Below are 25,844 nucleotides of genomic sequence, written 5' to 3' on the forward strand. Positions count from 1 at the left end.
ACGGAATCGTGTCCACGGTGAACAGCTTCGGTGCACAGAGCACCCTGACGGTCGGCAGCACCGACTACGAGATCTTCCGCATCGACACGGTGCCCGGTTTCGACAAGCTCCCCTTCAGCCTCAAAGTGCTGCTGGAGAACCTGCTCCGCACCGAAGACGGCGCGAACGTGACCAAGGCGCAGATCGAGGCGCTGGGCTCGTGGGACGCCAAGGCCGAGCCCAACACCGAGATCCAGTTCACCCCGGCCCGCGTGGTCATGCAGGACTTCACCGGTGTTCCCTGCATCGTCGACCTCGCCACGATGCGCGAGGCCGTGACGGCCCTGGGCGGCGACGCCAACAAGATCAACCCGCTCTCGCCGGCCGAGATGGTCATCGACCACTCCGTCATCGCCGATCTCTTCGGCTCCGAGAACGCGCTCGAGCGCAACGTCGAGATCGAGTACGAGCGCAACGGCGAGCGCTACCAGTTCCTGCGCTGGGGCCAGACCGCGTTCAGCGACTTCAAGGTCGTGCCCCCGGGCACCGGCATCGTGCACCAGGTCAACATCGAGCACCTCGCGAAGGTGGTCTACGACCGCGAGGTGGGAGGCGTGCTGCGCGCCTACCCCGACACCTGCGTCGGCACCGACTCCCACACCACGATGGTCAACGGCCTGGGCGTGCTCGGCTGGGGCGTGGGCGGCATCGAGGCCGAGGCCGCGATGCTCGGTCAGCCCGTGTCGATGCTCATCCCGCGCGTGGTCGGATTCAAGCTGAGCGGCGAGATCCCCGCCGGCGTCACCGCGACCGACGTGGTCCTCACGATCACGGATCTGCTGCGCCAGCACGGCGTCGTGGGCAAGTTCGTCGAGTTCTACGGCGAGGGTGTGGCCTCCGTGCCGCTGGCCAACCGCGCCACGATCGGCAACATGAGCCCGGAGTTCGGCTCCACGGCCGCGATCTTCCCGATCGACGACGTCACGCTCGACTACCTGCGTCTCACGGGTCGCAGCGACGAGGCGGTCGCGCTGGTCGAGGCCTACGCCAAGGAGCAGAAGCTCTGGCACGACCCGTCGCACGAGCCCGTGTTCAGCGAGTACCTCGAGCTCGACCTCGGCACGGTCGTCCCGTCGATCGCCGGCCCGAAGCGCCCGCAGGACCGCATCCTCCTCTCCGAGGCGAAGACGCAGTTCGAGCAGGACATCCTCCACTACGCCGCCGCGTCCACCTCGGACGACGTCGTCGACCTCGAGTCGAAGCACTCGTTCCCCGCCTCCGACCCCGGCAACGTGCCCGGCGAGGAGGAGCCGCGGACGACGCGCCCCGTGCACATCAACAGCGGCGCCCCGGCGAACGCCTCGAAGCCCGTTCCCGTGACGACGCCGACGGGGGAGAAGTACATCCTCGACAACGGCGCGGTCACCCTCGCCGCCATCACGTCGTGCACCAACACGTCGAACCCCTCGGTGATGATCGCCGCGGGACTCGTCGCCCGCAAGGCGCGCGAGAAGGGCCTCACCCAGAAGCCCTGGGTCAAGACCACGCTCGGCCCGGGCTCCAAGGTCGTCACCGACTACTACGAGAAGTCGGGTCTCGACAAGGACCTCGAGGGCCTCGGCTTCTACACCGTCGGCTACGGCTGCACGATCTGCATCGGCAACTCCGGTCCGCTGATCGAGGAGGTCTCGGAGGCCATCAACGAGCACGACCTCGCGGTCACCGCCGTGCTCTCCGGCAACCGCAACTTCGAGGGCCGCATCAGCCCCGACGTGAAGATGAACTACCTCGCCAGCCCGCCGCTGGTGATCGCCTACGCTCTGGCCGGCTCGATGCATTTCGACTTCGAGACGGATGCGCTGGGCACCGACACCGAGGGCAACGACGTCTTCCTCAAGGACATCTGGCCCACGCCGGACGAGGTCCAGGAGATCGTCGACTCGTCGATCTCGCGCGAGCAGTTCATCAAGCAGTACGCGACCGTGTTCGAGGGCGACGAGCGCTGGAAGAGCCTCCCGACGCCCGACGACGCCACGTTCCAGTGGGACGCCGACTCGACCTACGTGCGCAAGGCGCCGTACTTCGACGGCATGACCATGGAGCTCACCCCGGTGAAGGACATCCAGGGCGCACGCGTCATGGCGACGCTGGGTGACTCGGTCACGACCGACCACATCTCGCCGGCCGGGAACATCAAGCCCGGCACGCCCGCGGCGCAGTACCTCACCGAGCACGGCGTGGACCGCAAGGACTTCAACTCCTTCGGATCGCGTCGCGGCAACCACGAGGTGATGATCCGCGGAACCTTCGCGAACATCCGTCTGAAGAACCTCATGGTCTCGGCCGTGAACGACGGCCAGGTCGTGGAGGGCGGCTACACGCGCGACTTCACGCAGCCGGGCGGACCGCAGTCGTACATCTACGACGCGTGCATGAACTACCAGGAGCAGGGCACGCCCCTCGTCGTCTTCGGCGGCAAGGAGTACGGTTCGGGATCCTCGCGCGACTGGGCGGCCAAGGGCACCAGCCTCCTGGGCGTCAAGGCGGTCATCACCGAGAGCTTCGAGCGCATCCACCGCTCGAACCTGATCGGCATGGGCGTCGTCCCTCTGCAGTTCCCCGCAGGCGAGAGCTGGGAGTCCCTCGGCCTGGACGGCACGGAGATCGTCTCCATCACCGGCCTCGAGGAGCTCAACAACGGCGTCACCCCCAAGACGGTCCGCGTCACGGCGACCCCGAGCGAGGACTCGCCCGAGGGCAAGCAGGTCGTGGAGTTCGACGCGGTCGTCCGCATCGACACCCCCGGTGAGGCCGACTACTACCGCAACGGCGGCATCCTGCAGTACGTGCTGCGCTCGCTCGTCTGAGCGTTCGCGAGAAGGGGGTCCGGGGCATCGTAACCGGGCCCCCTTCCTTGCGCCAGGGGGTGCGCCTCCCGGGGTATTCACCGGCGGGAACGGTACGATCGATGTGGCGTCCGCCGCACCCGCGAACGCTTCTCAATGAGCAGGTGAGGAGGTGCTGATGCCCATTCTTCCGAGCATCTCAGGACCCAGGGACCTCGATGGTCTGAACCCCGAGCAGCTGGACGAACTCGCCGACGAGATCCGCGAGTTCCTCGTGCAGAACGTCTCGCGGACGGGTGGCCACCTCGGCCCGAACCTCGGCGTGGTCGAACTGACGATCGCGCTGCACCGGGTGTTCTCCTCCCCGGACGACCCCTTCATCTTCGACACCGGCCACCAGTCCTACGTGCACAAGCTGCTCACGGGGCGTCAGGACTTCGCCAACCTGCGCGTGCGCGGCGGTCTGGCCGGGTATCCGCAGCGCGCGGAGAGCCCGCACGACGTCGTCGAGTCCTCGCACGCGTCGAGCTCGCTGAGCTGGGCCGACGGCGTGTCCCGGGCGCTGACGGCCACCGGTCGCGCCGATCGCCACGTGATCGCCGTGGTCGGCGACGGTGCGCTCACCGGCGGGATGACCTGGGAGGCGCTCAACAACATCTCCGACGACAACGACCGCAACCTCATCATCGTGGTGAACGACAATGGACGCTCCTACGCTCCCACGATCGGCGGCATGTCGCGCTTCCTCAACAAGGTGCGGACGGCGGCCGCGTACAAGGACCTCCACCACAAGTCGGACCGGTTGTTCCGAGCGTTCGGTCCGGTCGGCCGTGCGGTGTTCCGCGGCGTCCGCGGCGGCACGCACGGCTTCCTGTCCCGCTTCACGAACAACGAGGCCCTGTACTCGAACCTCGACATCAAGTACCTCGGTCCGGTGGACGGGCACGATCTGCCGGCCCTCATCGAGACCCTGCAGCTCGCGAAGTCCTACGGCGCCCCCGTCATCGTCCACGCGATCACCGAGAAGGGCCGCGGCTACCAGCCCGCCCGGGACGACGCCGCGGACCAGTTCCACGCCGTCGGCAAGATCGACCCGCTCACCGGCGAGACGCTGGGCTCGGGCGGCCGGGGGTGGACGGACGTGTTCTCGGACTCTCTCGTCGCCGTCGGCGAGCGGCGCACCGACGTCATCGCCATGACCGCCGCGATGCTCCGGCCCACGGGTCTCTCTTCGTTCGCGGAGAGGTTCCCGGATCGCGTCTACGACGTCGGCATTGCCGAGCAGCACGCCGTCGCCTCCGCGGCGGGTCTCGCGTTCGGCGGGCTGCACCCCGTCGTCGCCGTGTACGCCACGTTCATGGGGCGGGCCTTCGACCAGGTGCTGATGGATGTCGCCCTGCATCGCGCCGGCGTCACCTTCGTCCTCGACCGGGCGGGCGTCACGGGCCCCGACGGCCCGAGCCACCACGGCATGTGGGACCTGGCGATGCTCCAGATCGTGCCGCACATCCGCATCGCCGCTCCGCGCGACGGCATCCGCCTGACCGAGGCGCTCGACGAGGCCGTCGCCGTGGACGACGCGCCCACGGTGATCCGCTTCCCGAAGGGGGAGGTCGCGGCCGAGCTGCCGGCGATCGAGAGGCTCGACGACGGCGTGGACGTCCTCGCCCGGGGCGAGTCCGAGGATGTGCTCATCGTCGCGATCGGGCCGTTCGCCGCGCTGGCGGTGGACGTGGCCGCTCGTCTGCGGGCACAGGGCATCGGCGCGACGGTGATCGACCCGCGCTGGGCGATCCCGGTGCAGCCGTCCATCGTGGAGCTCGCGGCCCGTCACCGCCTCGTCATCACCCTCGAGGACGGCATCCGGGTCGGCGGCATCGGCACGCGGGTCCGCCAGGTCCTTCGCGAGGCCGGCATCGACACCGCCGTGGACGAGCTGGGGCTGCCCGACGAGTTCATCGACCACGCCTCTCGCGAGCAGATCCTCGCCGACGCCGGCCTCACGGCCCCGAAGATCGCCCAGGACGTCGTCGCGCAGGTTCTCGGCACGCGGATCCCCGTCGCCCGGAGCGCGGGCGAGACCGGTGCGATCGACCTCTCCTCGCTGCACGACCGCCGCTGACTTGAGCGGTCCGCACGGACGGACCGCTCAGCCACACTCGTGTCGCCGGCATGCGGAGAGGGGCCGCGTCGTTCGACGCGACCCCTCTCGCGACGCCGGGGTCAGCGGCTTTCGATGCCCCGGATCTGCGGCGAGTGGAACGAGCCGCCAAACGCGCGCTCCGACGCACCCTCGCGGTCGAGGTACGGCGAGGCGCCGCCGTCGATGAAGGGCCAGCCCGCTCCGAGAATCAGGCAGAGGTCGATGTCCTCGACCTCGGGAACCACGCCCTCGTCCAGCATCCGCTTCATCTCGTCGGCGAGCCCGTCCTGGACGCGCTGCAGGATCGCGTCGGCGGACGCGCGGGAGGAGCCGACGGCCGGCTTGAGGATCTTCTCGGCCTGCTTGGTCCAGCCGGTCACGCGACCGCCCTTGTCCTTCTCGACGATCGCGTCCAGCTCGGCGAGGGCGTGGAAGTTCTCGTTCGCGTAGAACCGGTCGGGGAAGGCGGTGGCCATCGTGTCCTGCACGTGCGCGGCGACCTTCCAGCCGACGAGGTCGATGAGCTGGAACGGCCCCATGGGAAGCCCCAGAGGCGCGAACGCCTTCTCCACGTCGACGATCGGAGTCCCCTCGTACACCGCGCGAGCCGCCTCGCCCATGACCTTCGCGAGGAGGCGGTTGACGACGAAGCCCGGGGCGTCGGCGGTCAGCACCGCGTTCTTCCCGAGATTGCGGGCCACGACGAACGCGGTCGACAGGGCTGCCTCCGACGTGGACGGCGTCTTGACGATCTCGATCAGCGGCATGACCGCGACCGGGTTGAAGAAGTGGAAGCCGACCAGGCGTTCCGGATGCGCGAGCTCCGCCCCGATCTCCTCGACCGAGAGAGACGAGGTGTTCGTGGCGAGGATGGCGTCCTCGGCGACGATCTTCTCGATCTCTCCGAAGACCGCCTGCTTGACGCCGACCTCCTCGAAGACCGCCTCGATGACGAAGTCGCAATCGGCGTAGAGGCTCTTGTCCGTGGTCCCGGTGACGAGTGCTCGCAGCTTGTTCGCCGTGTCGGAATCGAGCCGCCCCTTGCCCTCGAGCTTGCCGATCTCCTCGTGGATGTACGCGACGCCCTTGTCCACGCGCGCCTGGTCCAGGTCGGTGATCAGCACGGGGACCTGCAGCTTGCGCACGAAGAGCAGGGCGAACTGGCTCGCCATGAGTCCGGCGCCGATGATGCCGACCTTGGTGACCTTCTTCGCGAGCTCCTTGTCGGGTGCGCCGACCGGGCGCTTGGCCCGCTTCTGCACGAGATCGAACGCGTACATGGATGCCGCGAACTGGTCTCCCGTGACGAGCTCGGCGAGCGCCTCGTCCTCGCGGGCGAATCCTTCGGCCTTCGTGCCGCTCTTGGCCTTGTCGAGCAGGTCTAGGGCCGCGTACGGGGACTTCGGCACCGTGCCGATCTTGGACTCCAGCATCCCTCGGGCCATCTTGATCGCGATCGGCCACTTGGTGAGCCGCTCGATCTTGCCCGGCTCGTTCTTGCGATCGACCTTCTTGCCGCCGAGGACCGCATCGGCCCACAGGATCGAGTCCTCGAGGTAGTTCGACGCCGGGAAGATGGCGTCGAAGATCCCCATGTCGAACGCCTGCTGCGGCTTGAGCATGCGGTTCTGCTTGAGCGGGTTCGAGATGACCACCTCGAGCGCGTTCTCGATGCCGATGAGGTTCGGCAGGAGGTACGCCCCGCCCCATCCCGGGATGATGCCGAGGAACACCTCGGGCAGGGCCACCGCCGCGGCGGACGCGTCGACCGTGCGGTAGGTGGAGTTGAGCGCGATCTCCAGGCCGCCGCCGAGCGCGAGACCGTTCACGAAGGCGAACGAGGGCACGCCGAGGTCAGAGAGCGACCCGAGGACCTTGTGACCGAGCTGCGCGATGAGGCGGGCGTTGTCGCGCGATCCCACCCTGCTGATGTCGGACAGGTCGGCGCCGGCGGCCAGGATGTACTGCTTGCCGGTGATGGCGACGGCGTGGATCTCCCCCGCGGCCGCGCGGGTGCGCAGTGCGTCGAGCGTCTCTCCGAGCTGCGTGAGCGTGGCCGGGCCGAGCGTGTTCGGACGCGTGTGATCGCGGCCGTTGTCGAGCGTGATGAGCGCCAGGACCTTGCCCGAGGGGAGCCGGATGTCGCGGACGGGGGAGCGGGTGATCACCTCGCCGTCGGTGAGGGAGTGGAGGGGGGAGAAGTCGATGTCGTCGTAGTTCGCCATGCCTGCGTTCACTTCCGCTTCTTGCCGTCGTAGTGCGGGTTCTCCCAGATGACCGAGCCGCCCTGGCCCAGGCCGACGCACATCGCGGTCAGCCCATAGCGGACGTCCGGCCGCTCCGCGAACTGCGCGGCGAGCTGGATCATGAGGCGCACGCCCGAGGCGGCGAGTGGGTGACCGACGGCGATGGCGCCGCCCCACTGGTTCACCCGGGGGTCGTCGTCGGCGATGCCGAAGTGGTCGAGCAGCGAGATGACCTGGATCGCGAAGGCCTCGTTCAGCTCGAACAGCCCGATGTCGGAGATGTCGAGGCCCGCCTTCCTCAGAGCCTTCTCGGTGGACGGGATCGGCCCGATGCCCATGATCTCGGGCTGCACACCGGCGAAGGCGAAAGACACCATCCGCATCTTCGGAGCCAGGCCGAGCTCCTTCACCGCGCCGCCGCCGGCGAGGAGCGACATCGTGGCGCCGTCGGTCAGCGGGGAAGAGGTGCCGGCGGTCACGCGGCCGTGGGGGCGGAACGGCGTCTTCAGACCGGCGAGGTCCTCCATCGTCGTCTGCGGGCGACGGCCCTCGTCCTCGGTGGCGAGGCCCCAGGCGCCGTTGGCGCCCTTGATCGCGACCGGGACGAGGTCGGGCTGGATCTTGCCGGCGTCGTAGGCAGCCTGCACCTTGTGCTGGCTCAGCATCCCGTAGCGGTCGGAACGCTCCTTGGTGAGGTGCGGGAAGCGGTCGAAGATGCGCTCCGCGGTCACCCCCATGTTGAGCGCGCCCGGGTCGACCATCTTCTCGGCCACGAAGCGCGGGTTCGGGTCGGCGTTTCCTCCGATGGGGTGGTGTCCCATATGCTCGACGCCGCCGGCGAGGGCGAGATCGTACATGCCGACGCCGATCGAGGCGCCCATGGTCGTGACGCTCGTCATCGCTCCCGCGCACATGCGCTCGACGGCCAGCCCGGGAACGGTCTGCGGCAGACCCGCCAGGATCGCCACGGACCGTCCGAGGGTCAGCCCCTGATCGCCGGTCTGCGAGGTCGCGGCGATCGCGACGTCGTCGATGCGGTCGGCCGGCACGGCCGCGTTCCGCTCCATCAGACCGATGGTCGCCTTCACGGCGAGGTCATCAGCGCGGGTGTTCCAGTACATGCCCTTTTCGCCGGCGCGCCCGAAGGGGGTGCGCACTCCATCGACGAAGAAGACGTCCGAGATCTCGGCCACTCTGCCTCCAAGTTTGTGCGGTGGCCTCAGTCTATGAAGGCCGCGAAACCCGGAAGAATCGGTTGGTTCGAACCTACGAAGCGGTCGCGGACGTGCTGTCGCTCGGTTGAGCCGCCTCTACAAACGCATCCGCGATCTTCTGTGCGGTTTGTTCAACCTGCCAGCGCCGGGCGCCGAGCGCCAGCAACGCGTCGCCGATGGCCTCCGGCGTCATTCCCGGCGGCTCCCACGCGACACGGCGCAGGAACTCCGGCGTGAGCAGGTTCTCTGTCGGCATGTGCAGCTCCTCCGCCGTGGCCTCGACCACCGGGCGCGCCGCCTTCAGGCGGGCGTCGGCCTCGGGGTTGCGGTCCGACCAGGCGCGGGGAGGGGGCAGGGCGTCGCTCGGCACCCGCTCGCGAGGCAGCTCCTCGACGGCGCGCCCGTCGACGATCGCCTGCCACCACCGATCGAGCTGCGTCCGGCTGGCGCGCCCCTGGAACTCCTTCACCCCGGCGAGCGCCTGCTTGCTCTGCGGATTGGCCATGACGGCCGCCACGAGGGAGCGATCGGGGACGAGGCGGCCGGGGGAGACGTCCCGCTCCTGGGCGTAGGACTCCCTGGCCTGCCACAGCGAGCGTGCGACGGCGAGGTTGCGCGCACCGCGCACCTGATGGAGTCCGCTCAACCGCCGCCACGGATCCTCGCGCGGCGGCTTCGGGGCGCGGCTCAGCGTCGCCTCGAACTCCTCCGCCGCGAACGCGGTCTTGCCCTGCTCCTCGAGCTCGGCGACGAGCGCATCGCGGACGTCGATGAGGTGCAGGACGTCGAGGGCGGCGTACTCGAGCCACGCGTCCGGCAGAGGACGGGTGGACCAGTCCGCCGCGGAGTGCTCCTTCTTCAGGGTGATCCCGAGCGTCTGCTCCACCACGGCCGCGAGTCCGACCCGATCGTGACCGAGCAGGCGGGCGGCGAGCTCGGTGTCGAAGATGGACGGCGGGTCCAGCTGCAGCTCGCGCAGCGACGGGAGATCCTGGCTGGCGGCGTGGAAGACCCACTCGATGTCGCCGATCGCCGCCTGCAGCGGGGAGAAGTCCTCCAGAGCAGGCGGATCGAAGAGGAAGACGCCGGCGTCCCGGCGGAAGACCTGCACGAGATAGGCGCGCTGCGAGTATCGGAACCCGGAGGCCCGCTCGACGTCGACGGCGACGGGGCCGGTTCCCGCCGCGAGCGTCGCACAGGCAGCGCGGAACTCCTCGGCATCCGAGATCACGGGGTATTCAGTCACGTACAGCCTTTCGCGCGCCGATCACGGCGATGCCCTCGGAACCGGGCGGAAGACCCGCCAGCATTCCGACCAGCTCGGCCCATGCTTCGACGTGCGGTCGGAACGGGCCCTCCGGAGTCCAGGACGCCCGCAATTCTATCTGGGCGCCGTCTCCTTCGAGGGCGAGACCGCCGAACCCCTTCGACAAGGTCTTGGTGGAGGTGCCCGAGGGAGAGCGGTACACGGCGCCCCGGGAGTCGAGCGCGTCGACCAACCACGACCAGGTCACGTCGGCCAGCAGCGGGTCGGTGCCGATCTCCGTCTCGAGCGGGGCCTGGGCGAAGAGAACGATGCGCCAGGCGCCGCCCCAGGCATCCGGTTCGTCGGGGTCGTGGAGCAGGACGAAGCGACCGGTGCCGTACACCGACTCCCCGTGCTCGTCGGGCCGGACGTCCGCCGAGAAGGCGAGAGCGAAGGGGGCGAGGCCCTGGGGCGTGGCGATCTCGTGCACCACGATGTCGCCACGGAACGCCGTCTCGCGCAGTTCTGCCGCGGCGCTGTCGAAGAGGGTCCCGGCATCGGGGTGTGCGGTCACGGCAACAGGCTAGAGTCAGGAGGCGATGAAGAGTCTCAGGCACGCCGTTGCGCTCCTTCTCCCCGCGCTGTTCGCCCTCGGCGCCGCCTTCGCGGCGATCGTGTTCAGCGTCGCCCGGCGCGTGGTGGTGCCGTCGCGGGGCGGCCCGAACACCGCGATCGTCTCGATCGACACGGGCGCTCAGACGATCGAGCTCGAACGCACGCTCGACACCGAGCTCCCCGGCCGCTATGGACTCTTCACAACCGGCACCTACGGCTACGTCAAGCTGGGCGCGGTGCTCTCCGCGGACGCGCGGACGGTGCGGCGCAAGCTCCTGACCCAGATCGAGCCCGGTGCGCGGGTGGATCGGGCGGCAGGGTTCAGCGGGTGGTACTACACCACTCCGGCGGAACTGCTCCTGCCCTGGGAGAGCGTCCTCATCGGGTCGCCCTCGGGGCCCTGCCCGGCCTGGTTCTTCCCCGGCCCGTCGACGACCTGGGTCGTGCAGGTGCACGGCCGCGGAACGACCCGTGCCGAGTGCCTCCGGGCCGTCCCGGTCATGCATGCGGCGGGGATGCCGACACTCGTCGTCTCCTATCGCAACGACGGCGAGGCGCCGCGGAGCCGAGCCGGCGCGTACGCCCTGGGGGCGGCGGAGTGGCGGGACGTCGACGCGGCGATCGCCTACGCCCTGCGCCACGGCGCGGAGCGCATCGTCCTGATGGGCTGGTCGATGGGCGGTGCCGTGGCTCTGCAGACGGCCGTCAACTCGGCGTACCGCGACCGGATCGTCGGCCTCATCCTGGAGTCGCCCGTCGTCGACTGGCGAACCGTCCTGCGCTTCCAGGCTCGCGAGGCCGGGCTGCGGGCGCCTCTGCCTGATCTGGCCATGAAGGCCCTGTCGCGTCCGCTCACGGCGCGTCTCAGCGGAGCGGAGGAGGCGATCCCGTTCGACAGCCTCGACATGGTCGCGCGCGCCGAGGAGCTGACGGCCCCGGTCCTGATCCTGCACAGCGTCGACGACGGCTACGTGCCGGCCGATGCGTCACAGGCGCTGCTCGAGGCGCGCCCGGATCTGGTGACCATGCCGACCTTCCGCGGTGCCCGCCACACCAAGCTCTGGAACCACGACGAGAAGTCGTGGTCCGGTGCGATCTCGGAATGGCTGGCCGCGCGGGGACTCAGCGCTTCTGCGTGACCTGCTTCTTCGCGCGCAGGAGCATGCCGGTCATGCCGCCGATCCGGAGCGGGGAGACGGCCTTGGTGAGTCCGATCGACTGCGGGTAGTCGTCGGGGATCGCCAGCACCTCGTCCGGCGTGAGACCGGTGATGCCCTGCGCCAGGATGCTCGCGAACCCGCGGGTCGTCGGCGCCTCGGGCGGAGCGGTCGCGTGCATGACGACCCGCCCGTCGACGATCTCGACGTAGATGTAGACGGGGGACTGGCATTCCGCGACGCGCTCGCACATCTCGGGGTGCGCGGCGACCTCGGGCGAGACCGCCGGGAGTTCGTCTGCGAACTCGAGCAGCAGGAGGAGCCGATCGGTCTCGGGGGTCTCGAGGAAGGAGTCCCGGATCTCGGCGAGGGTGTCGGGAACGCGCGTTTCGCTCATCCCCGACATCATCCCACGGTCAGAGGGCGCCGGGCTCGCTGCCGGTGACGATGGGCACGCGCACGGCACTGCCCCACTCGGTCCAGGAGCCGTCGTAGTTGCGCACGTTCTCGAAGCCCAGGAGGTGCTTCAGCACGAACCAGGTGTGGCTCGACCGCTCGCCGATGCGGCAGTAGGCCACGACCTCATCGCCGTCGGCCAGTCCGGCGCCGTCCCGGTAGACGGCGTCGAGTTCGGCGCGCGACTTGAATCCGCCGTCCTCGGCGACGGCCTTCGCCCACGGCACGCTCTGGGCGGTCGGGATGTGCCCGGCGCGCAGCGCCCCCTCCTCGGGGTAGGCGGGAGCCGTGGTGCGCTCCCCGCTGTACTCCTCGGGGGAGCGGACGTCGATCAGCGGCTTGCCGAGGTGGGCCAGCACATCCTCCTTGTAGGCCCGTAGCAGCGTGTCGTCCCGCTCGACCACCGGGTACTCCGTCGGCGGTCGCTGAGTGGCGTCGCGGGTGATCTCGCGTCCCTCCGAGATCCACCGGTCGCGCCCTCCGTCGAGCAGGCGCACGTCCTCGTGACCGAAGAGGGAGAAGACCCAGAGGGCGTAGGCGGCCCACCAGTTGTTCTTGTCGCCGTAGATCACGATCGTGTCGTCGCGGGCGATGCCCTTGCGGCTCAGGAGCTCCGCGAAGCCCTCACCGTCGACGTAGTCGCGCACGACCGGGTCGTTGAGTTCGGTGTGCCAGTCCACCTTCACCGCGCCCGGGATGTGCCCCGTCTCGTAGAGGAGCACGTCCTCGTCGGACTCGACGACCACGAGACCGGGGGCGCCCAGGTGCGCCGCCAGCCACTCGGTCGAGACCAGCCGGCCGGGTTCGGCGTACTCGGCGAACTTGGCGGACGACGTGTCGAACTCGATGGTCACGGGGCGCTCCTCGGGGATGTGCGAACGAAGGCTCGGGTGGCGACGGCGTAGTGTGGACCCGTCGCTTCGACGATAGTTCCCCGCGGTGCCACGGGCGCCGGTTTCGTAAGACTTCGACACAGGAAACGAATGACCGACACCAAGAGCGCACCGGGCGTCGTGCGCCTGAGCGAACGCCAGCCGACCGTCACCGGGCCCGAGATCCTCGCCAGTCTCGTTCCGCCGCCCCAGTTCGACGAGGCCACGTTCGACAGCTATCGGGCGGATGCCGCATATCCCTCCCAGGAGGACGCGAAGCAGACGCTCCTGCGTTTCTCCGGTCGCGGCGCTCCCGCCAAGCGGGGCGGCTTCTTCAGCCGCGCGAAGAAGGAGCCGGAGCTGAAGCCGGGCGTCTATCTCGACGGCGGCTTCGGGGTCGGGAAGACGCATCTGCTCGCCTCGATCTACCACGCGATGCCCGCGCGCCGGAAGTACTTCGGGTCGTTCATCGAGTACACCGCGCTCGTCGGCGCGCTCGGCTACAAGAACACGGTCGAGCTGCTGCGCGGAGCGGATCTGCTCTGCATCGACGAGTTCGAGCTGGACGATCCCGGCGACACCATGGTGATGACGCGCCTGCTCGGCGAGCTGGTGTCCTCGGGCACCCGGCTCGCCGCCACGTCCAACACGCCGCCGAACGCCCTCGGCGAGGGGCGGTTCGCGGCGCAGGACTTCCTTCGGGAGATCCACCAGATGGCCGACAGCTTCCAGACGATGCGGATCGACGGGGTCGACTTCCGCCAGCGCTCCATCGACGGCCACTCCGTCGTGCTGTCGGACGAGGACTACGAGAAGGCGATCGCAGCCGCCTCCGGGTCGGGCACCGTCTCCGACGACGCGTTCGACGACGTGATCTCGCACCTGGCGAGGGTGCACCCGTCTCGCTACATCCGCGTGATCGACGGCATCGACCTGGTCGGGCTGCGAGACGTCCACGTGCTGACCGACCAATCCGAGGCGCTGCGGTTCGTGGCGTTCGTGGACCGTGTCTACGACGCGCAGATCCCGATCGTCGCCACCGGCGTCGCCCTCGATCAGGTCTTCGCGGAGGAGATGCTGGGCGGCGGCTACCGCAAGAAGTATCTCCGCGCGATCTCCCGGCTCAACGCGTCGACCCACGCGGCGCAGGTCTGAGCGGATCCCCGCGGCGGATGGGAATCCGCCCTGAACCGTGTAACGCGATGGTTACACGGGCGCCTCGGGTGTAACCGGCGCGAAACACACCTCGTCCCTTCCGGAAACCGGGCCTCGTCACACTGAAGCTCTCAGTTACTCGGATGTGAGGTATTCCCATGGATGCTCCCGGCAACATCGCCTGGGCGATCACCGCGACCGCCCTCGTGCTGCTCATGACGCCCGGCGTCGCGTTCTTCTACGGCGGGCTGGTCAAGGCCAAGAGCGTCGTCAGCATGATGATGATGAGCTTCGGCTCCATCGGACTGGTGGCGGTGCTCTGGATCCTGTTCGGCTTCTCGATGAGCGCGGTGGAGAACCCGCTGCAGTTCGCCGGCAACCCGTTCGCGGACTTCGGTCTCGGCGCTCTCGCCGACGGACCGGACGCGAACGTCGCCCTCCTCGGCGTCGCCTACGGCGCGACCTTCGCCATCATCACGGTCGCCCTGATCTCGGGCGCCATCGCGGATCGTGCGAAGTTCGGCTCCTGGCTGATCTTCGCCGGCATCTTCGCCACGGTCGGCTACTTCCCGATCGCCGCGTGGGTCTGGGGCGGCGGTTGGATCATGAACCTCGGTTCGACGCTGTTCGGCGAGGAGAGCGGCATCGCCGTCATCGACTACGCCGGCGGAACTGCCGTGCACATCAACGCGGGCGCTGCCGCCCTCGCCCTGGCTCTGGTCCTCGGCAAGCGGATCGGCTTCCAGAAGGGCATCCTCAAGCCACACAACGTGCCGCTGACCCTGCTCGGCGCGGCGCTGCTGTGGTTCGGCTGGTTCGGCTTCAACGCCGGCGCCGAGTGGCTCTCCGAGGACATGGGCGGCGTGGGCCTCATCGGCATCAACACCCTGGGTGCGACCGCCGCGGCGATCCTCGGCTGGATCCTCATCGAGAAGATCAAGGACGGCAAGCCGACCTCCGTCGGCGCCGCTTCGGGTGCCGTCGCCGGTCTGGTCGCCATCACCCCGGCCTGCGCGAACCTCACCCCCGGATGGGCCCTGCTGCTCGGCGCCCTCGCCGGCGTCCTGTGCGCCCTGGCCGTCGAGCTGAAGTTCCGCCTGGGCTTCGACGACTCGCTCGACGTGGTCGGCATCCACCTGGTCGGCGGACTGCTGGGCACCATCTACCTCGGCTTCTTCGCCTCGGGCCAGGGCCTGTTCGTGGGCGGCGACTGGCGGCTGCTGGCCGTGCAGGTCATCGCCGCGGGCGGCGTGCTGATCTACTCCTTCGTCGTGGCCTTCGTCATCGGCTTCGCGATCGAGAAGACGATCGGGTTCCGCGTGACCAACGAGGACGAGATCGCCGGTGTGGACTCGGTCGTGCACGGCGAGGAGGGGTACGCGCTCACCAACGCATGACGGGGCGCCCGCAGCACGTAGGGTGACGGTGTGAGTTCTTCCCGGAGCATCCTCGCTACGATCGCCCGCACGCTGCTCGGCACTCTGACATCGCGCACGACCCGAACGTCCCGGACTCCTCAGGAGCCGGGACGTTCGGGCGTCCGGGCGAAGAGCGGGGCACCTGCCGGACCCGCGCCCGTCCGCGACGTGCGCACCGTCCGACTGGCACCCGACCCGTTGCCGCACCTGCGCATCTCGTATGCGCCCGCGCAGGACGGCGCGCCGGATGCCGGGGAGATCGTCTGGACGTGGGTGCCCTACGAAGAGGGCGACGGCCGCGGCAAGGACCGGCCGGTCCTGGTGATCGGCAGGGAGTCGACGGACCGGGTGTTCGCGGTGCGCATGACGAGTCGCTCCCATGACGGCGATCGCGACTACCTGTCCATCGGCACGGGTGACTGGGACTCCCAGCGGCGGGAGTCCTGGGTCGACATCGAGCAGCTCTACAGCGTGCACGTCCGGGGCATGCGGCGCGAGGCGGCCGCGCTACCCCGCGCCCGATTCGACCGGGTGGCCGGTGCGCTGCAGAAGCGCTACGGGTGGGCGACAGCCCGCTGACCCCGCATCCGTCCGTGCGATGAGCCGGAATCGATCCAATCCGATCCCGGCGAGGCGCCGAACGTCCTTGTGAGCCGCTTCCCGCGGTTCCCGCACAAGGAGGAATCATGCGTTTCATCCCCACGAAGGTCCACGGCGTCCTGGACTACCTGGTCGGTATCGCCCTGATCGCCGCACCCTGGCTGTTCGGCTTCGCGAGCGTCGGCGGCCCCGCCGTCGTCATCCCGATCGTGCTCGGCATCGGACTCATCGTCTACAGCCTCTTCACGCGCTACGAATGGGGTCCCTTCGGATTCATCCCGATGCCCGTGCACCTCGTCTTCGACATCGTCGCGAGCCTGTTCCTGGCCCTGTCGCCGTGGATCTTCGGTTTCTCCGGCGAGGCGCTCAACGTCTGGCTGCCCCACGTCGTCGTCGGCGTCACCGTGATCATCGTCGTGCTGTTCTCGAAGCCGCAGCCGGCGAGCACGCCCCGGGCTGCCCGAGCCTGACGCGTGCATGACGATGCGCCCCTTCCGTCGATCGGAAGGGGCGCATCGGTTCGTCCGGGGCGAGTGCGGTCACTCCTCGGCGAACGCCCCGCCCTCGTCATCGTCCGCGTCGGTCACGTCGACCTCGGCGTCGTCGAGACGCTTGTCCTGCGCCGGCGGCTGATCCTGCAGGAACTGCCGATCGCTGTTCGGGTCCCCGCTGCCGTCGCCCGGGATCACGTCGTCGCCGCTCACGCCGTCGGGCGCCGCGGGGATCTGCTCGTCGTTGACGTCGCTCATGCGTTCTCCTGTCTGCTCGGGGCCGTCCGCCGACGACCGCTGCGTCGATTGTCGGACGCCGCGGAGGAGAAGGCCCAGGGGCTGGCGCCCGGTGGAGGTCGGTGGTAGCGCCGACCCGGAGCCCGCCTTCTCAGCGCTCGGCCCAGAGCCGATCGATCGCGACGTCCCGACCGAGGATGCGTGTCGCGGCGCGGTGACCGGACAGCATCGCGGCGGGGACCGTGGCCGGGTCGTCGGTCCACGTCGCCTCCCCGGCGATGTGCAGCACCCCGCCCACCGGAGTGGCGAGGTCGTCATGGTCGGCCGTGGTCGATCCCACCGTCATGTAGGCATACGCCCCCCGCGCGTACGGGTCGTCCTGCCAGGCCGTGCGCACGACGTCGACGGGCTCGGGAACCCGGTCGCCGAACAGGCGCCGCAGCTGCGTGAGGATCGATGCGGCGACGCGCTCGTCGTCCCATCGCCGCGTCTCGACCGCCGCCGGCCCGGCCGCGAACGTCAGCAGGGTGGGCTCGTCGTGCAGGGGAGTCAGGTCGTACCAGGAGTGCCACCATCGCCCCTCCGGGCCGAGCTGCCGGATCGCGTACACGCCCTCGTCCCAGAAGCGCTCCGGGAAGCGGAGGAACACCTTCTCGAAGGCGTTCATCTCCAAGCGGCTCAGCGCTCCGGCGTGGAGAGCCGGCAGCGGCGGGTCGATCGCGAGGTCGCCCGACTTCAGGACCCCCACCGGCACGGTGAGCACCGCCGTGTCGGCGCGGAGGGTCGTGTCGCGGGTGCTGACCGCCATCCCGCGCTCCGACCACTCCAGACGCGTCACGACCTCCCCGAGGCGGATGTCCAGCCCGCGTGCGAGGTGCTCGGCGAGGCGCCCGTAGCCGTCGGGGAAGACGACCTCGTCGCCGTCGATCGAGTCGTCGTCGAGACCGTGTGCGGCGAGGTCCTCGATCCACGCGCCGTACTGCTCCTCGGAGCGGTGCTCGAGATACTCGCGCACCCGCTGGACGCGCTCCGCATCCCAGTCCTGGCGCGCCAGCGCCGCCTCGGTGACGTCCCGGTATGAGGCGTCGGCTGCCGAGGCGGCCACGATGGTGGCCAGGGCGGCGTCGACCGTATGGACATCCGCGGCGAAGCGGGCGGCGTCCGCATCGGAGAGCCGTGCGCCATCCGGCCCGTAGTAGGCGATCGGGCGGCTGTCCGGCTGATAGCCGCCCACCGTGAACTCGAGCGTGCGCAGGCCGAACGCCTGGGCGGCGGCAGCCACCGGACTGTCCGTCACGCCGTGGATCCAGGACGCGCCGAGGTCGGTGATCCGTCCGTTCCGCCGCTCCGTGCAGACGCGGCCCCCGATGCGGTCCCGGGCCTCGAGCACAGTCACGCGGCGCCCCTCCGCAGCCAGCAGCCGAGCAGCGACGAGTCCCGCGATGCCGGCGCCGATCACGATGGTGTCCTGCTCCTCCATGTCGGATCCTCTCGTCGGTGCCGCGCACGGTCGGCTCAGATCTGACGATAGCCACTCGTCGGCCCTTCCGGTACGCATCCCGCACCGGAAGAACGCTCGGAAGTCAAGAGACTTCTCGCCGGGGTCGCGAGTTGGGTCAATGCCTCCATGAGGACATTCGGTGTGGAGGAAGAGCTGCTGCTCATCGATCCGTCGGCCGGCGCCCCCGTCGCCGTCGCGCCCCTCATCCTGGGGCGCCCCTCGGCCGAGCAGGGGTTCGCTCTGGAGGCGGAGATGCAGCAGGAGATGCTGGAGGTCGTGAGCCCTCCGTGCCGCACGGCCGACGAGCTGACCGAGGTCGTCACGCAGGGCCGCCGGGCCGCCGATGCGCGGGCGAGCGAGTTCGGCGCGAGAGCCGTGCCGCTGGCGACCTCTCCCGTCGGATGCACACCGCATGCATCCTCATCACCGCGGTATCAGCAGATGATCGCCCGGTACGGCACCACCGCCCGCCACTCCTTCACCTGCGGACTCCACGTCCATGTCGCGGTCGAATCCGCGGAGGAGGGGGTCGGGGTCCTCGACCGGATCCGCGAATGGCTGCCGTCGATACTCGCCCTCTCCGCGAACTCGCCGTTCTGGAAGGGGACGGACACCGGGTACGCGAGCTACCGGTACGACGTGTGGAGCCGTTGGCCGTCCGCCGGTCCCAGCCCGGTGTTCGGGTCGGAGACGGCATACCGCGAGCACGAGCGGGTGCTGCTCGCGACCGACATCCTTCTCGATGCGGGGATGCTGTACTTCGACGCCCGGCTCTCCCGGAACCATCCGACCGTCGAGATCCGGGTCGCCGACGTGTGCCTGAGGGAGGAGGACACGGTCACGGTCGCCGTTCTCTGCCGAGCGCTGGTGGAGACGGCCGCCGCGGAATGGCGGCTCGGGCGCCCGCCTCTGGGGAGTCCGGAGCGGCTGCTGCGCCTGGCGTCCTGGCGGTCGGCGCTGACCGGGATGCGCGGTGACCACGTGGACCTGCTGACGGGCGAGCCCCGCACGGCGCGTCAGGCGATCGACGCGCTGCTCAGCCACGTCGAGCCGGGCCTCTCGCTCTTCGGCGATCTCGCGCGGGCACGAGCCGGCGCCGAGGCGATCCTGCGCCGCGGGACGGGAGCGGACTGGCAGCGCGCGCGGTTCGAGCGACGAGGGCGGATGGAGGACGTCGTGGCCGCTGCCTGGGCCCGGCAGCCCCTCGAGAGTCCGCAGGCACAGGTCGAGCTCGCGGCTTCCTGACCGCGAGCGCCGCGGTCGACGAGCGGCACCCACGTCTTCCGCGTGAAATCAACCCCCTCGACGCGTCCCCGATCCGCCGCCACCCTGACCTCAGCGACCGCGGGAGCGGTCGAACGGGTGGGTCGTCGTCGATGGAGAGGAAGACCGGATGCTCAGTCGCAATGCTCGTCGCATCGTCGGCGCCCTGGTGGTGGGAGGTGGCGCGGTGTCGCTCCTCGGGTGCAGCACGCCCAACGCCGAGGACCCCGAGCTTCGGGAGTTCAGCGGCTCGTACGAGGGGCCGCCGATCACGCTCGAGTTCTGGAACGGCTTCACCGGAGGCGACGGTCCGTACATCCGGCAGATGATCGAGGACTTCGAGGCGGAGAATCCCGACATCGACATCCGGCCCACGACGCAGGAATGGGGCGACCTCTACCAGAAGCTGCCCGCGGCGTCCTTCGCCGGCGCGGGTCCCGACGTCGGCGTCATCCATGTCGAGCAGATCGGCACCATGGTCGTGCGCAACGTGATCGTCCCCCTGGACGACCTCGCCGCTGCGCTCGACCTCGACGCCGGCGACTTCAGCGAGCAGGTCTGGGAGGCAGGGGAGTACGAGGGCGATCGCTACGGCATCCCGCTCGACGTGCATTCGCTCGCCATGTTCTACAACACCGAGCACTTCGAGGCGGCCGGCATCACCGAGCCGCCCACGGACGCCGAGTCGTTCCAGGAGGCGCTGGCCGCCCTGCAGGCCGCCGGATACGAGAATCCGTTCTGGATGCCGTCGCTGTGGCCCGCTCATCTCATCGACCTCAGCCTGCTGTGGCAGGGCGGAGGAGAGCCCTACTCGGAGGACGGCGGCGAGGCGACGTGGGGTTCGGCGGAGGGTGTCGCCGGACTGGAATGGATGCGGTCCATGGTCGACGACGGGTACAGCCCCGACTCCGTCGCCATCGACGCCCAGTACGTCGCGTTCAAGAACGGCGAGAACTCCATCACCTGGGACGGCATCTGGCAGATCAACGACCTCACGGACTCGGGGCTGCCCTTCGCGGCCGCGCCCGTCCCCGCGATCGGCGGCGAGCCGGCGGTGTGGGCGAACTCGCACCAGTTCGTGCTCGGCAAGCACGCGCTCACCGACGCGGACCGCGCGGACGCGGCGAAGACGTTCATCGCGTGGATGAGCGAGAACTCGGCGGAATGGGCCAAGGCGGGGATGATCCCCGCCCGCGCCTCGGTCCGCGAGGAGACCATGCCGGGCAGCGTGCAGGAACCGATCGCCGAGCAGATCGATGCGCTGCGCTTCCTGCCGTCCATCCCGGGCGTCGGCGCGATCCAGGCAGACACCCTCGAGATCGCCGTCGCCACCGCGATGCTGGGGAACGCCCCGGCCGGAGCCGTGCTCGACACCGAGGCGGCGCGGGCGTCCGCGCAGCTGCAGGCCAACCTCGAACGGTTCGGAGAGTGACGTGAGTGCTTCACCCGTGGTCGAGCAGACCCCCGCACCCGGCGCCAGCACGCGTCGCCCTCCGGCCTCCGGCAGCCGACGTCGCGGGGGCTCCCCGACGCGGCCCCGGCCTCTCACCCCCTGGCTCTTCCTCCTGCCCTATCTCACCCTGTTCAGCGCTTTCGTGGTGCTGCCCGCGGGCCTGGGCATCTGGATCAGCCTGCACGAATGGGACTACACCCTGCCCGATCAGCCGTTCGTCGGCGGCGAGAACTACGGGGATCTGCTCGACCCGGGATCGGGCACGTTCGACGTCTTCTGGTCCTCCATGCGGGCGACGGGCATCTTCACCCTCTTCAGTGTTCCCCTGCTGCTCGTGCTGCCGCTGCTGGTCGCGATGCTGATGAACAAGAGGTTCCCGGGCCGCAACTTCTTCCGCGCCGTCTACTTCGCGCCGTACGTTCTGGGCGTCGCCGTCGTCGGGCTCCTCTGGCGCTACCTGCTCGACAGCAACATCGGCCTCGTCAACTTCACGCTCGGCGCCTTCGGGCTGCCGAACGAGATCCCCTGGACGACCGCCGTCCCGGCGGCGTGGGTGGCGCTCGTGGGCGTGACCGTGTGGTGGACGCTGGGGTTCAACGCCGTGATCTATCTCGCCGCACTGCAGGACATCCCGGCCGAGCTCTATGAGGCGGCGGACGTCGACGGGGCGAGCCGCTGGCAGAAGTTCCGGAACGTCACCCTGCCGGGACTGCGTCCGATCCTGACGTTCATCACCATCAACACGCTCATCGCCTCGGCCAATATGTTCGGCCAGTCGTACATCATCACGCAGGGCGCTCCCGGTCGGGAGACGCGGACGGCCATCTACCAGATCGCCGAGACCGGCCTGCGGAACTACCAGATGGGGGATGCCGCGGCCATGAGCTACGTGCTCACCGTCTTCCTCCTCGTCATCAGCGTCTTCGTCTTCTGGGTCTTCCGGGAGAGGGATGCCGTACCCCGCAGGGAAGGAGCACGCCGGTGACCACGACGGCAGACCCTCAGACGCACGGCCGTCCCGGCGGGGCGGCCGAGACCGGGCCCCTGCCGACCAGGCGCCCGCGCACACCCGGGCAGCGGTGGGCCCGCGCGATCCAATACGTCCTGCTGGGCGTCCTCGCGCTGATCTACCTCAGCCCCATCCTGTTCATGCTGTCGACGTCGTTCAAGACCGGCGCCGACGCAGCGGGGATCCCGCCCAGCTGGATCCCGAACCCGTTCTCCACGCAGGCCTACGACGCCATCCTCACCGCCGAGGGGACGCCGGTGCTCCGCTGGTTCGCGAACAGCCTGATCGCGGCGGCCCTCCACTCCCTGCTCGTGGTCGTCACGGCCGCACTGGCCGCCTACCCGCTCGCCCGGATGCGATTCCGGGGCAGGGGAGTGGTCTTCGCGATCGTGGTGGCGACGATCCTGATCCCGCCGGTGATCCTCGTCATCCCCAACTACCTCATCGTGTCGGGGCTCGGCTGGCTCAACACCCTGGCGGCCATCATCGTGCCGACGGCGGCGTCCGCCTTCGGCGTGTTCTTCCTGCGCCAGTTCTTCCTCTCCCTCCCGGTGGAGCTCGAGGAGGCCGCGCTGCTCGACGGCGCGAACCGGTGGGACATCTTCCTGCGCGTCATCCTCCCGCTCTCGCGTCCCGCCCTCGCGACGCTGGCGCTCCTCGCGTTCCTGACGAACTGGAACGACTTCCTCTGGCCGGTGTACGTGCTGTTCACCGCCGACGTGCAGACTCTTCCGGCGGGCCTGGCGACCCTGCAGTCGGCCAACGCGGTGCGATACGACCTGCTCATGGCGGGTGCGGTGATCGCGAGCATCCCCGTCCTGGCGCTGTTCGTGTTCCTGCAGCGATTCATCATCGAGGGCGTGTCGCGCTCCGGGCTGAAGGGATGACGGGTCGGTCGTCGCCGACGCATCCGCCGGCGTGGAGGGAGTACTTCGCGGATCCGTTCGTGCTCCGGAGTCCGGAGGGCCGGTACGTCGCCGTCGGCACGGAGGGCGACGCACCGGGAACCGGGCGGGTGTTCCCGATCCTCGAGTCGGACGACCTCATCGCGTGGCGCGACCGCGGTCGCGCTCTGGAGCGGCTGGATGCCGCGCTCGGCGACGCCTACTGGGCCCCGGAGATCGCGTTCGCCGAGGGGCGCTGGTGGCTGTACTTCTCGGTCGGCCGCGACATCCACGGACACCACATCCGTGTGGCGACCGCCGCCGACCGATTCGGGCCCTACGTCGACGCGGGAACCGTGCTGACACCGGACGAGAGGTTCGCGATCGACGCGCATCCGTTCCTCGACGAGGACGGCACCCGCTACCTCTTCTTCGCGCGGGACGTGCTCGATCACGAGCGGCCCGGGACCCACCTGGCGGTGGCCCGCCTCGACGGGATGCAGCGCCTCGACGGCCCCGTCGTGCCGGTACTGGCGCCGTGGGCCGACTGGCAGGTCTACGAGCGCGACCGGGAGATGTACGGCGACCGCTGGGACTGGCACACGCTCGAGGGCCCGTCGGTGGTGCGCCGACACGGCCGCTACTGGATGACGTTCTCCGCGGGAGCCTGGACCGGCGCGGGGTACGCGGTGACCTGGGCCGTGGCCGACCACCCGCTCGGTCCGTGGCAGCCCGCCTTGGATGCCGCCGCGCCGCTGCTCGCCAGCGACGACGTGTTCCTCGGTCCGGGGCACAACTCGTTGACGACCGCGCCCGATGGCGGCGACGTGATCGTCTTCCACTCCTGGAATGCGGAGCGCACGCATCGTCTGATGCATCTGCGGCGCATCGACTTCACCCCGGACGGACCGCGGCTCGGCGGAGCCATCGGCGACGTGTGAGGCGCGTTCGGCGCACCGCGGAGCGGGTCTTTCGGGACGGAAAGGCCTCCGTGTCGGATTTATTCGACAGAATCGAGTCCGTTTCGGTATTTCAGTAGTGCCGGTACGCCCATCAGCCCTAGATTGAGGGGATTACCCCATCGCATGCGCCGCCCGAACGGTGCTGCCCATATCGAAGGAAACCAGTGACCCGCACGCGCTTCACTGCGGCCGCGCTCAGCGCTGCCGTGCTCGGCCTCACCGCCGCTCTCATCCCCACGGCCTCGATCGCCGCCGCCGACCCCGTGGCGACGCCTCCGGCCAGCCCGCAGGTGACCTGGGCCGACGGCCCCGACCACTTCACCCCGTTCGACGGGGCGATCACCGATGAGTGGCGCTGGCTCGCGCCCTTCTCGTCGGAGGAGGACTCCCTCGGCGACTTCGCCGCCTTCGACGCCAACGGCGTCCACGGCAACGGCGTGGACCCGCTCGCGCTGGTCCACGGCTTCCCGAAGCCGGTGCAGCCGGCGGCGGTCCCTGCGCTCATCGCCGGGGCGTCGGCCAACGCCGGTCCCGCTGTGACGGTCGGCCTGCTGGTCTCCGACACGGTCGTCGACACCGATGTCCCGTCGCAGAGCTTCCGCACCGTGTTCGCCGCGGAGGGGCTCCAGGGGCCCGCGACACAGTGGGACGGATACGGTGACGGAACCGTGTCGACCGCCGTGCTCGCGCAGCTGCTCGACGAGGAGGAGGCGACCGTCCTGGGTTACTTCGTCTCCTTCCCCTCGGCCCCGGTCCGCACGGACGACCCCGGTGCGGAGGACGCCGACCCGAGCGACGAGCAGTTCCTCGAGCTCCTCTCCGCCCCTGCGGGCGTCGCGCTGCGCGCCGCCGTTCCCGACTTCGCGGGCATCGCAGACCTCCGGTTCGGTGACCTCACCACCTACTTCACGCCGCAGCCGACGGCTGCGCTGACCCTGGCCCGTGCGTCGTTCACCAGCGTGCAGGCGAGCACCACCGGCATCCCCGTGTCCGGCACCGGTTTCGCACCCGGTGAGACGGTCACCGTCGGGCTCGGCACGGGTCAGTCGGGCGGCGAGATCGAGGGCGTGACGTTCGTGGCGGACGCGGACGGAAACGTCAGCGGCACCGTCGTGCTGCCCGCCGGTCTCGAGCCGGGCGACTTCTACACGCTGGCGCTCGTCGGCGCCTCCTCCGGGCAGTTCGCCTCGAACGCGTTCGCCATCGCGGCGGCTGCCGCGCCCGTGGCGGTGCCGGTCCCGGGCGAGGCGACCTTCACCGGCTGACCCTCGGTGACCGTACTCCCGAACACGCCGCGGCGGCGCACGATCCTCATCGTGGCCGCCGCGGCCGTCGTCTGCGCCCTCCTCGTCGTCGGCGGCATCCTCCTCGCCACGGGTGATCGTGCGCCCACGGCCTCGTCGTCCTCGACGAAGCCGGCGTCCACTGCGACCCCGACCACGGCAGCCGACGAGCCGGTCCCGGACGACGGGCCCGTCGCTCCGGTGAACGCGCCGGCGGTGTCCACGGTGGCCGCCGTCCTCGGTTCGGAGGTCGCCGTGAGCGCCGAGCCCGGGGGAGCGCCCGCGCAGTCCCTGCCGAACCCGCAGACGTCGGGAGCGCCGCTGGTGTTCCTCGTCGTGGCGCAGCAGGGCGATTGGGTGCAAGTGCAACTCGCCCAGCGTCCCAACGGGAGCACCGGCTGGATCCCGGCGAGCAGCGTCGAGCTCTCCGAGACGCCGTACGCGCTCGTCGTGACGACGTCGACCAACACCCTCGATCTGTACGACTCCGGGTCGCTCGTGGCCTCCTACCCCGTCGCAACGGGCACGGGAGGCACGCCGACGCCCCGGGGGCAGTTCGCGCTCACCGAGCTGCTCGCCCCGACGAACAGCGGATACGGGCCCTACGCCTACGGGATGACGGCCTTCTCCGAGGCCCTGAACTCGTTCGGAGGAGGACCGGGACAGATCGGCCTGCACGGGACGGACGACGCGTCCAGCATCGGCACGGACGCGTCGCACGGGTGCGTGCGCATGCGCAACGAGGACATCACCGCGCTCGCCGAGCTGCTGCCGCTCGGCACGCCCATCCAGGTGCGCTGAGTCCCGGCACACG

Annotated in this window: 22 protein-coding genes; 14 read left to right on the plus strand and 8 right to left on the minus strand. The window is 69.8% G+C overall.

The window, feature by feature from the left end:
- Positions 1–8 precede the first annotated feature (8 nt).
- Both AB3M82_RS00350 and dxs read left to right on the plus strand, forming a co-directional pair.
- Positions 9–2,846, plus strand: coding sequence for an aconitate hydratase (locus AB3M82_RS00350; RefSeq protein ID WP_412954679.1), 2,838 nt, complete (start codon positions 9–11; stop codon positions 2,844–2,846).
- A gap of 157 nt (positions 2,847–3,003) precedes the next feature.
- Positions 3,004–4,947 (plus strand): 1-deoxy-D-xylulose-5-phosphate synthase, encoded by a 1,944-nt coding sequence (gene dxs / locus AB3M82_RS00355; protein WP_412954682.1) that lies wholly within the window; start codon positions 3,004–3,006, stop codon positions 4,945–4,947.
- A gap of 101 nt (positions 4,948–5,048) precedes the next feature.
- On the opposite strand, the gene AB3M82_RS00360 is transcribed toward dxs, so the two are convergent.
- The 4 genes from AB3M82_RS00360 to AB3M82_RS00375 all read right to left on the minus strand — a co-directional run bounded on the left by AB3M82_RS00360 (position 5,049) and on the right by AB3M82_RS00375 (position 10,248).
- The gene (locus AB3M82_RS00360; RefSeq protein ID WP_412957972.1) at positions 5,049–7,193 is read right to left on the minus strand and encodes a 3-hydroxyacyl-CoA dehydrogenase NAD-binding domain-containing protein; all 2,145 of its coding nucleotides are present in this window, start codon (positions 7,191–7,193) and stop codon (positions 5,049–5,051) included.
- Positions 7,194–7,201: 8 nt separating this feature from the next.
- Positions 7,202–8,407, minus strand: coding sequence for a thiolase family protein (locus tag AB3M82_RS00365; protein WP_412954685.1), 1,206 nt, complete (start codon positions 8,405–8,407; stop codon positions 7,202–7,204).
- A 73-nt stretch (positions 8,408–8,480) separates the two neighbouring features.
- Complete coding sequence (locus tag AB3M82_RS00370; RefSeq protein ID WP_412954687.1) at positions 8,481–9,674, minus strand: ribonuclease D; 1,194 nt, start codon at positions 9,672–9,674, stop codon at positions 8,481–8,483.
- Positions 9,667–10,248: a DUF3000 domain-containing protein gene (locus tag AB3M82_RS00375; RefSeq protein ID WP_412954690.1), complete on the minus strand. Its 582-nt coding sequence runs from the start codon at positions 10,246–10,248 to the stop codon at positions 9,667–9,669. Before AB3M82_RS00375 ends, AB3M82_RS00370 begins: the two co-directional genes overlap by 8 nt.
- Positions 10,249–10,273: 25 nt before the next feature.
- On the opposite strand from AB3M82_RS00375, the gene AB3M82_RS00380 reads away from it, so the two are divergent.
- The gene (locus AB3M82_RS00380; RefSeq protein ID WP_412954693.1) at positions 10,274–11,428 is read left to right on the plus strand and encodes an alpha/beta hydrolase; all 1,155 of its coding nucleotides are present in this window, start codon (positions 10,274–10,276) and stop codon (positions 11,426–11,428) included.
- Here AB3M82_RS00380 and AB3M82_RS00385 read toward each other — a convergent pair.
- Entirely contained in the window at positions 11,412–11,843 is a 432-nt protein-coding gene (locus tag AB3M82_RS00385) for a SufE family protein (RefSeq protein ID WP_412954696.1), read from the minus strand. The genes AB3M82_RS00380 and AB3M82_RS00385 overlap by 17 nt on opposite strands.
- A 19-nt stretch (positions 11,844–11,862) precedes the next feature.
- Positions 11,863–12,756 carry a sulfurtransferase gene (locus tag AB3M82_RS00390; RefSeq protein WP_412954699.1) on the minus strand — a complete coding sequence of 298 codons (894 nt, stop codon included), beginning with the start codon at positions 12,754–12,756 and terminating at the stop codon, positions 11,863–11,865.
- A 129-nt stretch (positions 12,757–12,885) separates the two neighbouring features.
- Between AB3M82_RS00390 and zapE the strand changes: the two genes are divergently transcribed.
- The 4 genes from zapE (at position 12,886) to AB3M82_RS00410 (ending at position 16,417) form a co-directional block, all read left to right on the plus strand.
- Complete coding sequence (gene zapE, locus AB3M82_RS00395; protein ID WP_412954702.1) at positions 12,886–13,929, plus strand: cell division protein ZapE; 1,044 nt, start codon at positions 12,886–12,888, stop codon at positions 13,927–13,929.
- Positions 13,930–14,087: 158 nt separating this feature from the next.
- On the plus strand, positions 14,088–15,326 hold the full coding sequence (locus AB3M82_RS00400; RefSeq protein WP_412954705.1) for an ammonium transporter: 1,239 nt from the start codon (positions 14,088–14,090) through the stop codon (positions 15,324–15,326).
- Positions 15,327–15,356: 30 nt separating this feature from the next.
- On the plus strand, positions 15,357–15,926 hold the full coding sequence (locus tag AB3M82_RS00405) for a type II toxin-antitoxin system PemK/MazF family toxin (RefSeq protein WP_412954707.1): 570 nt from the start codon (positions 15,357–15,359) through the stop codon (positions 15,924–15,926).
- 107 nt (positions 15,927–16,033) lie between these two features.
- Positions 16,034–16,417 (plus strand): SPW repeat domain-containing protein, encoded by a 384-nt coding sequence (locus tag AB3M82_RS00410; protein WP_412954709.1) that lies wholly within the window; start codon positions 16,034–16,036, stop codon positions 16,415–16,417.
- 69 nt (positions 16,418–16,486) lie between these two features.
- Here AB3M82_RS00410 and AB3M82_RS00415 read toward each other — a convergent pair whose 3' ends face one another.
- A complete protein-coding gene (locus tag AB3M82_RS00415; RefSeq protein WP_412954711.1) occupies positions 16,487–16,696 on the minus strand; it encodes a hypothetical protein in 210 nt (69 codons plus the stop codon).
- Between the two features lie 130 nt (positions 16,697–16,826).
- Positions 16,827–18,155: a flavin monoamine oxidase family protein gene (locus AB3M82_RS00420; RefSeq protein WP_412954714.1), complete on the minus strand. Its 1,329-nt coding sequence runs from the start codon at positions 18,153–18,155 to the stop codon at positions 16,827–16,829.
- A gap of 147 nt (positions 18,156–18,302) precedes the next feature.
- Here AB3M82_RS00420 and AB3M82_RS00425 point away from each other — a divergent pair, with 147 nt between their 5' ends.
- The 7 genes from AB3M82_RS00425 to AB3M82_RS00455 all read left to right on the plus strand — a co-directional run bounded on the left by AB3M82_RS00425 (position 18,303) and on the right by AB3M82_RS00455 (position 25,831).
- Positions 18,303–19,421 (plus strand): carboxylate-amine ligase, encoded by a 1,119-nt coding sequence (locus AB3M82_RS00425; RefSeq protein WP_412954716.1) that lies wholly within the window; start codon positions 18,303–18,305, stop codon positions 19,419–19,421.
- A 148-nt stretch (positions 19,422–19,569) separates the two neighbouring features.
- Positions 19,570–20,871 (plus strand): ABC transporter substrate-binding protein, encoded by a 1,302-nt coding sequence (locus AB3M82_RS00430; RefSeq protein WP_412954719.1) that lies wholly within the window; start codon positions 19,570–19,572, stop codon positions 20,869–20,871.
- A gap of 1 nt (position 20,872) precedes the next feature.
- Positions 20,873–21,877, plus strand: a complete 1,005-nt coding sequence (locus AB3M82_RS00435; RefSeq protein WP_412954721.1) for a carbohydrate ABC transporter permease — start codon at positions 20,873–20,875, stop codon at positions 21,875–21,877.
- Complete coding sequence (locus AB3M82_RS00440) at positions 21,874–22,788, plus strand: carbohydrate ABC transporter permease (RefSeq protein WP_412954723.1); 915 nt, start codon at positions 21,874–21,876, stop codon at positions 22,786–22,788. Before AB3M82_RS00435 ends, AB3M82_RS00440 begins: the two co-directional genes overlap by 4 nt.
- Entirely contained in the window at positions 22,785–23,726 is a 942-nt protein-coding gene (locus AB3M82_RS00445; protein ID WP_412954726.1) for a glycoside hydrolase family 43 protein, read from the plus strand. Before AB3M82_RS00440 ends, AB3M82_RS00445 begins: the two co-directional genes overlap by 4 nt.
- Before the next feature lie 185 nt (positions 23,727–23,911).
- Positions 23,912–25,012: a hypothetical protein gene (locus AB3M82_RS00450; RefSeq protein WP_412954728.1), complete on the plus strand. Its 1,101-nt coding sequence runs from the start codon at positions 23,912–23,914 to the stop codon at positions 25,010–25,012.
- Positions 25,013–25,018: 6 nt separating this feature from the next.
- Positions 25,019–25,831, plus strand: a complete 813-nt coding sequence (locus AB3M82_RS00455; RefSeq protein ID WP_412954730.1) for a L,D-transpeptidase — start codon at positions 25,019–25,021, stop codon at positions 25,829–25,831.
- Positions 25,832–25,844: the final 13 nt, after the last annotated feature.

Source organism: Microbacterium californiense (assembly GCF_047246625.1).
Taxonomy (GTDB): Bacteria; Actinomycetota; Actinomycetes; order Actinomycetales; family Microbacteriaceae; genus Microbacterium.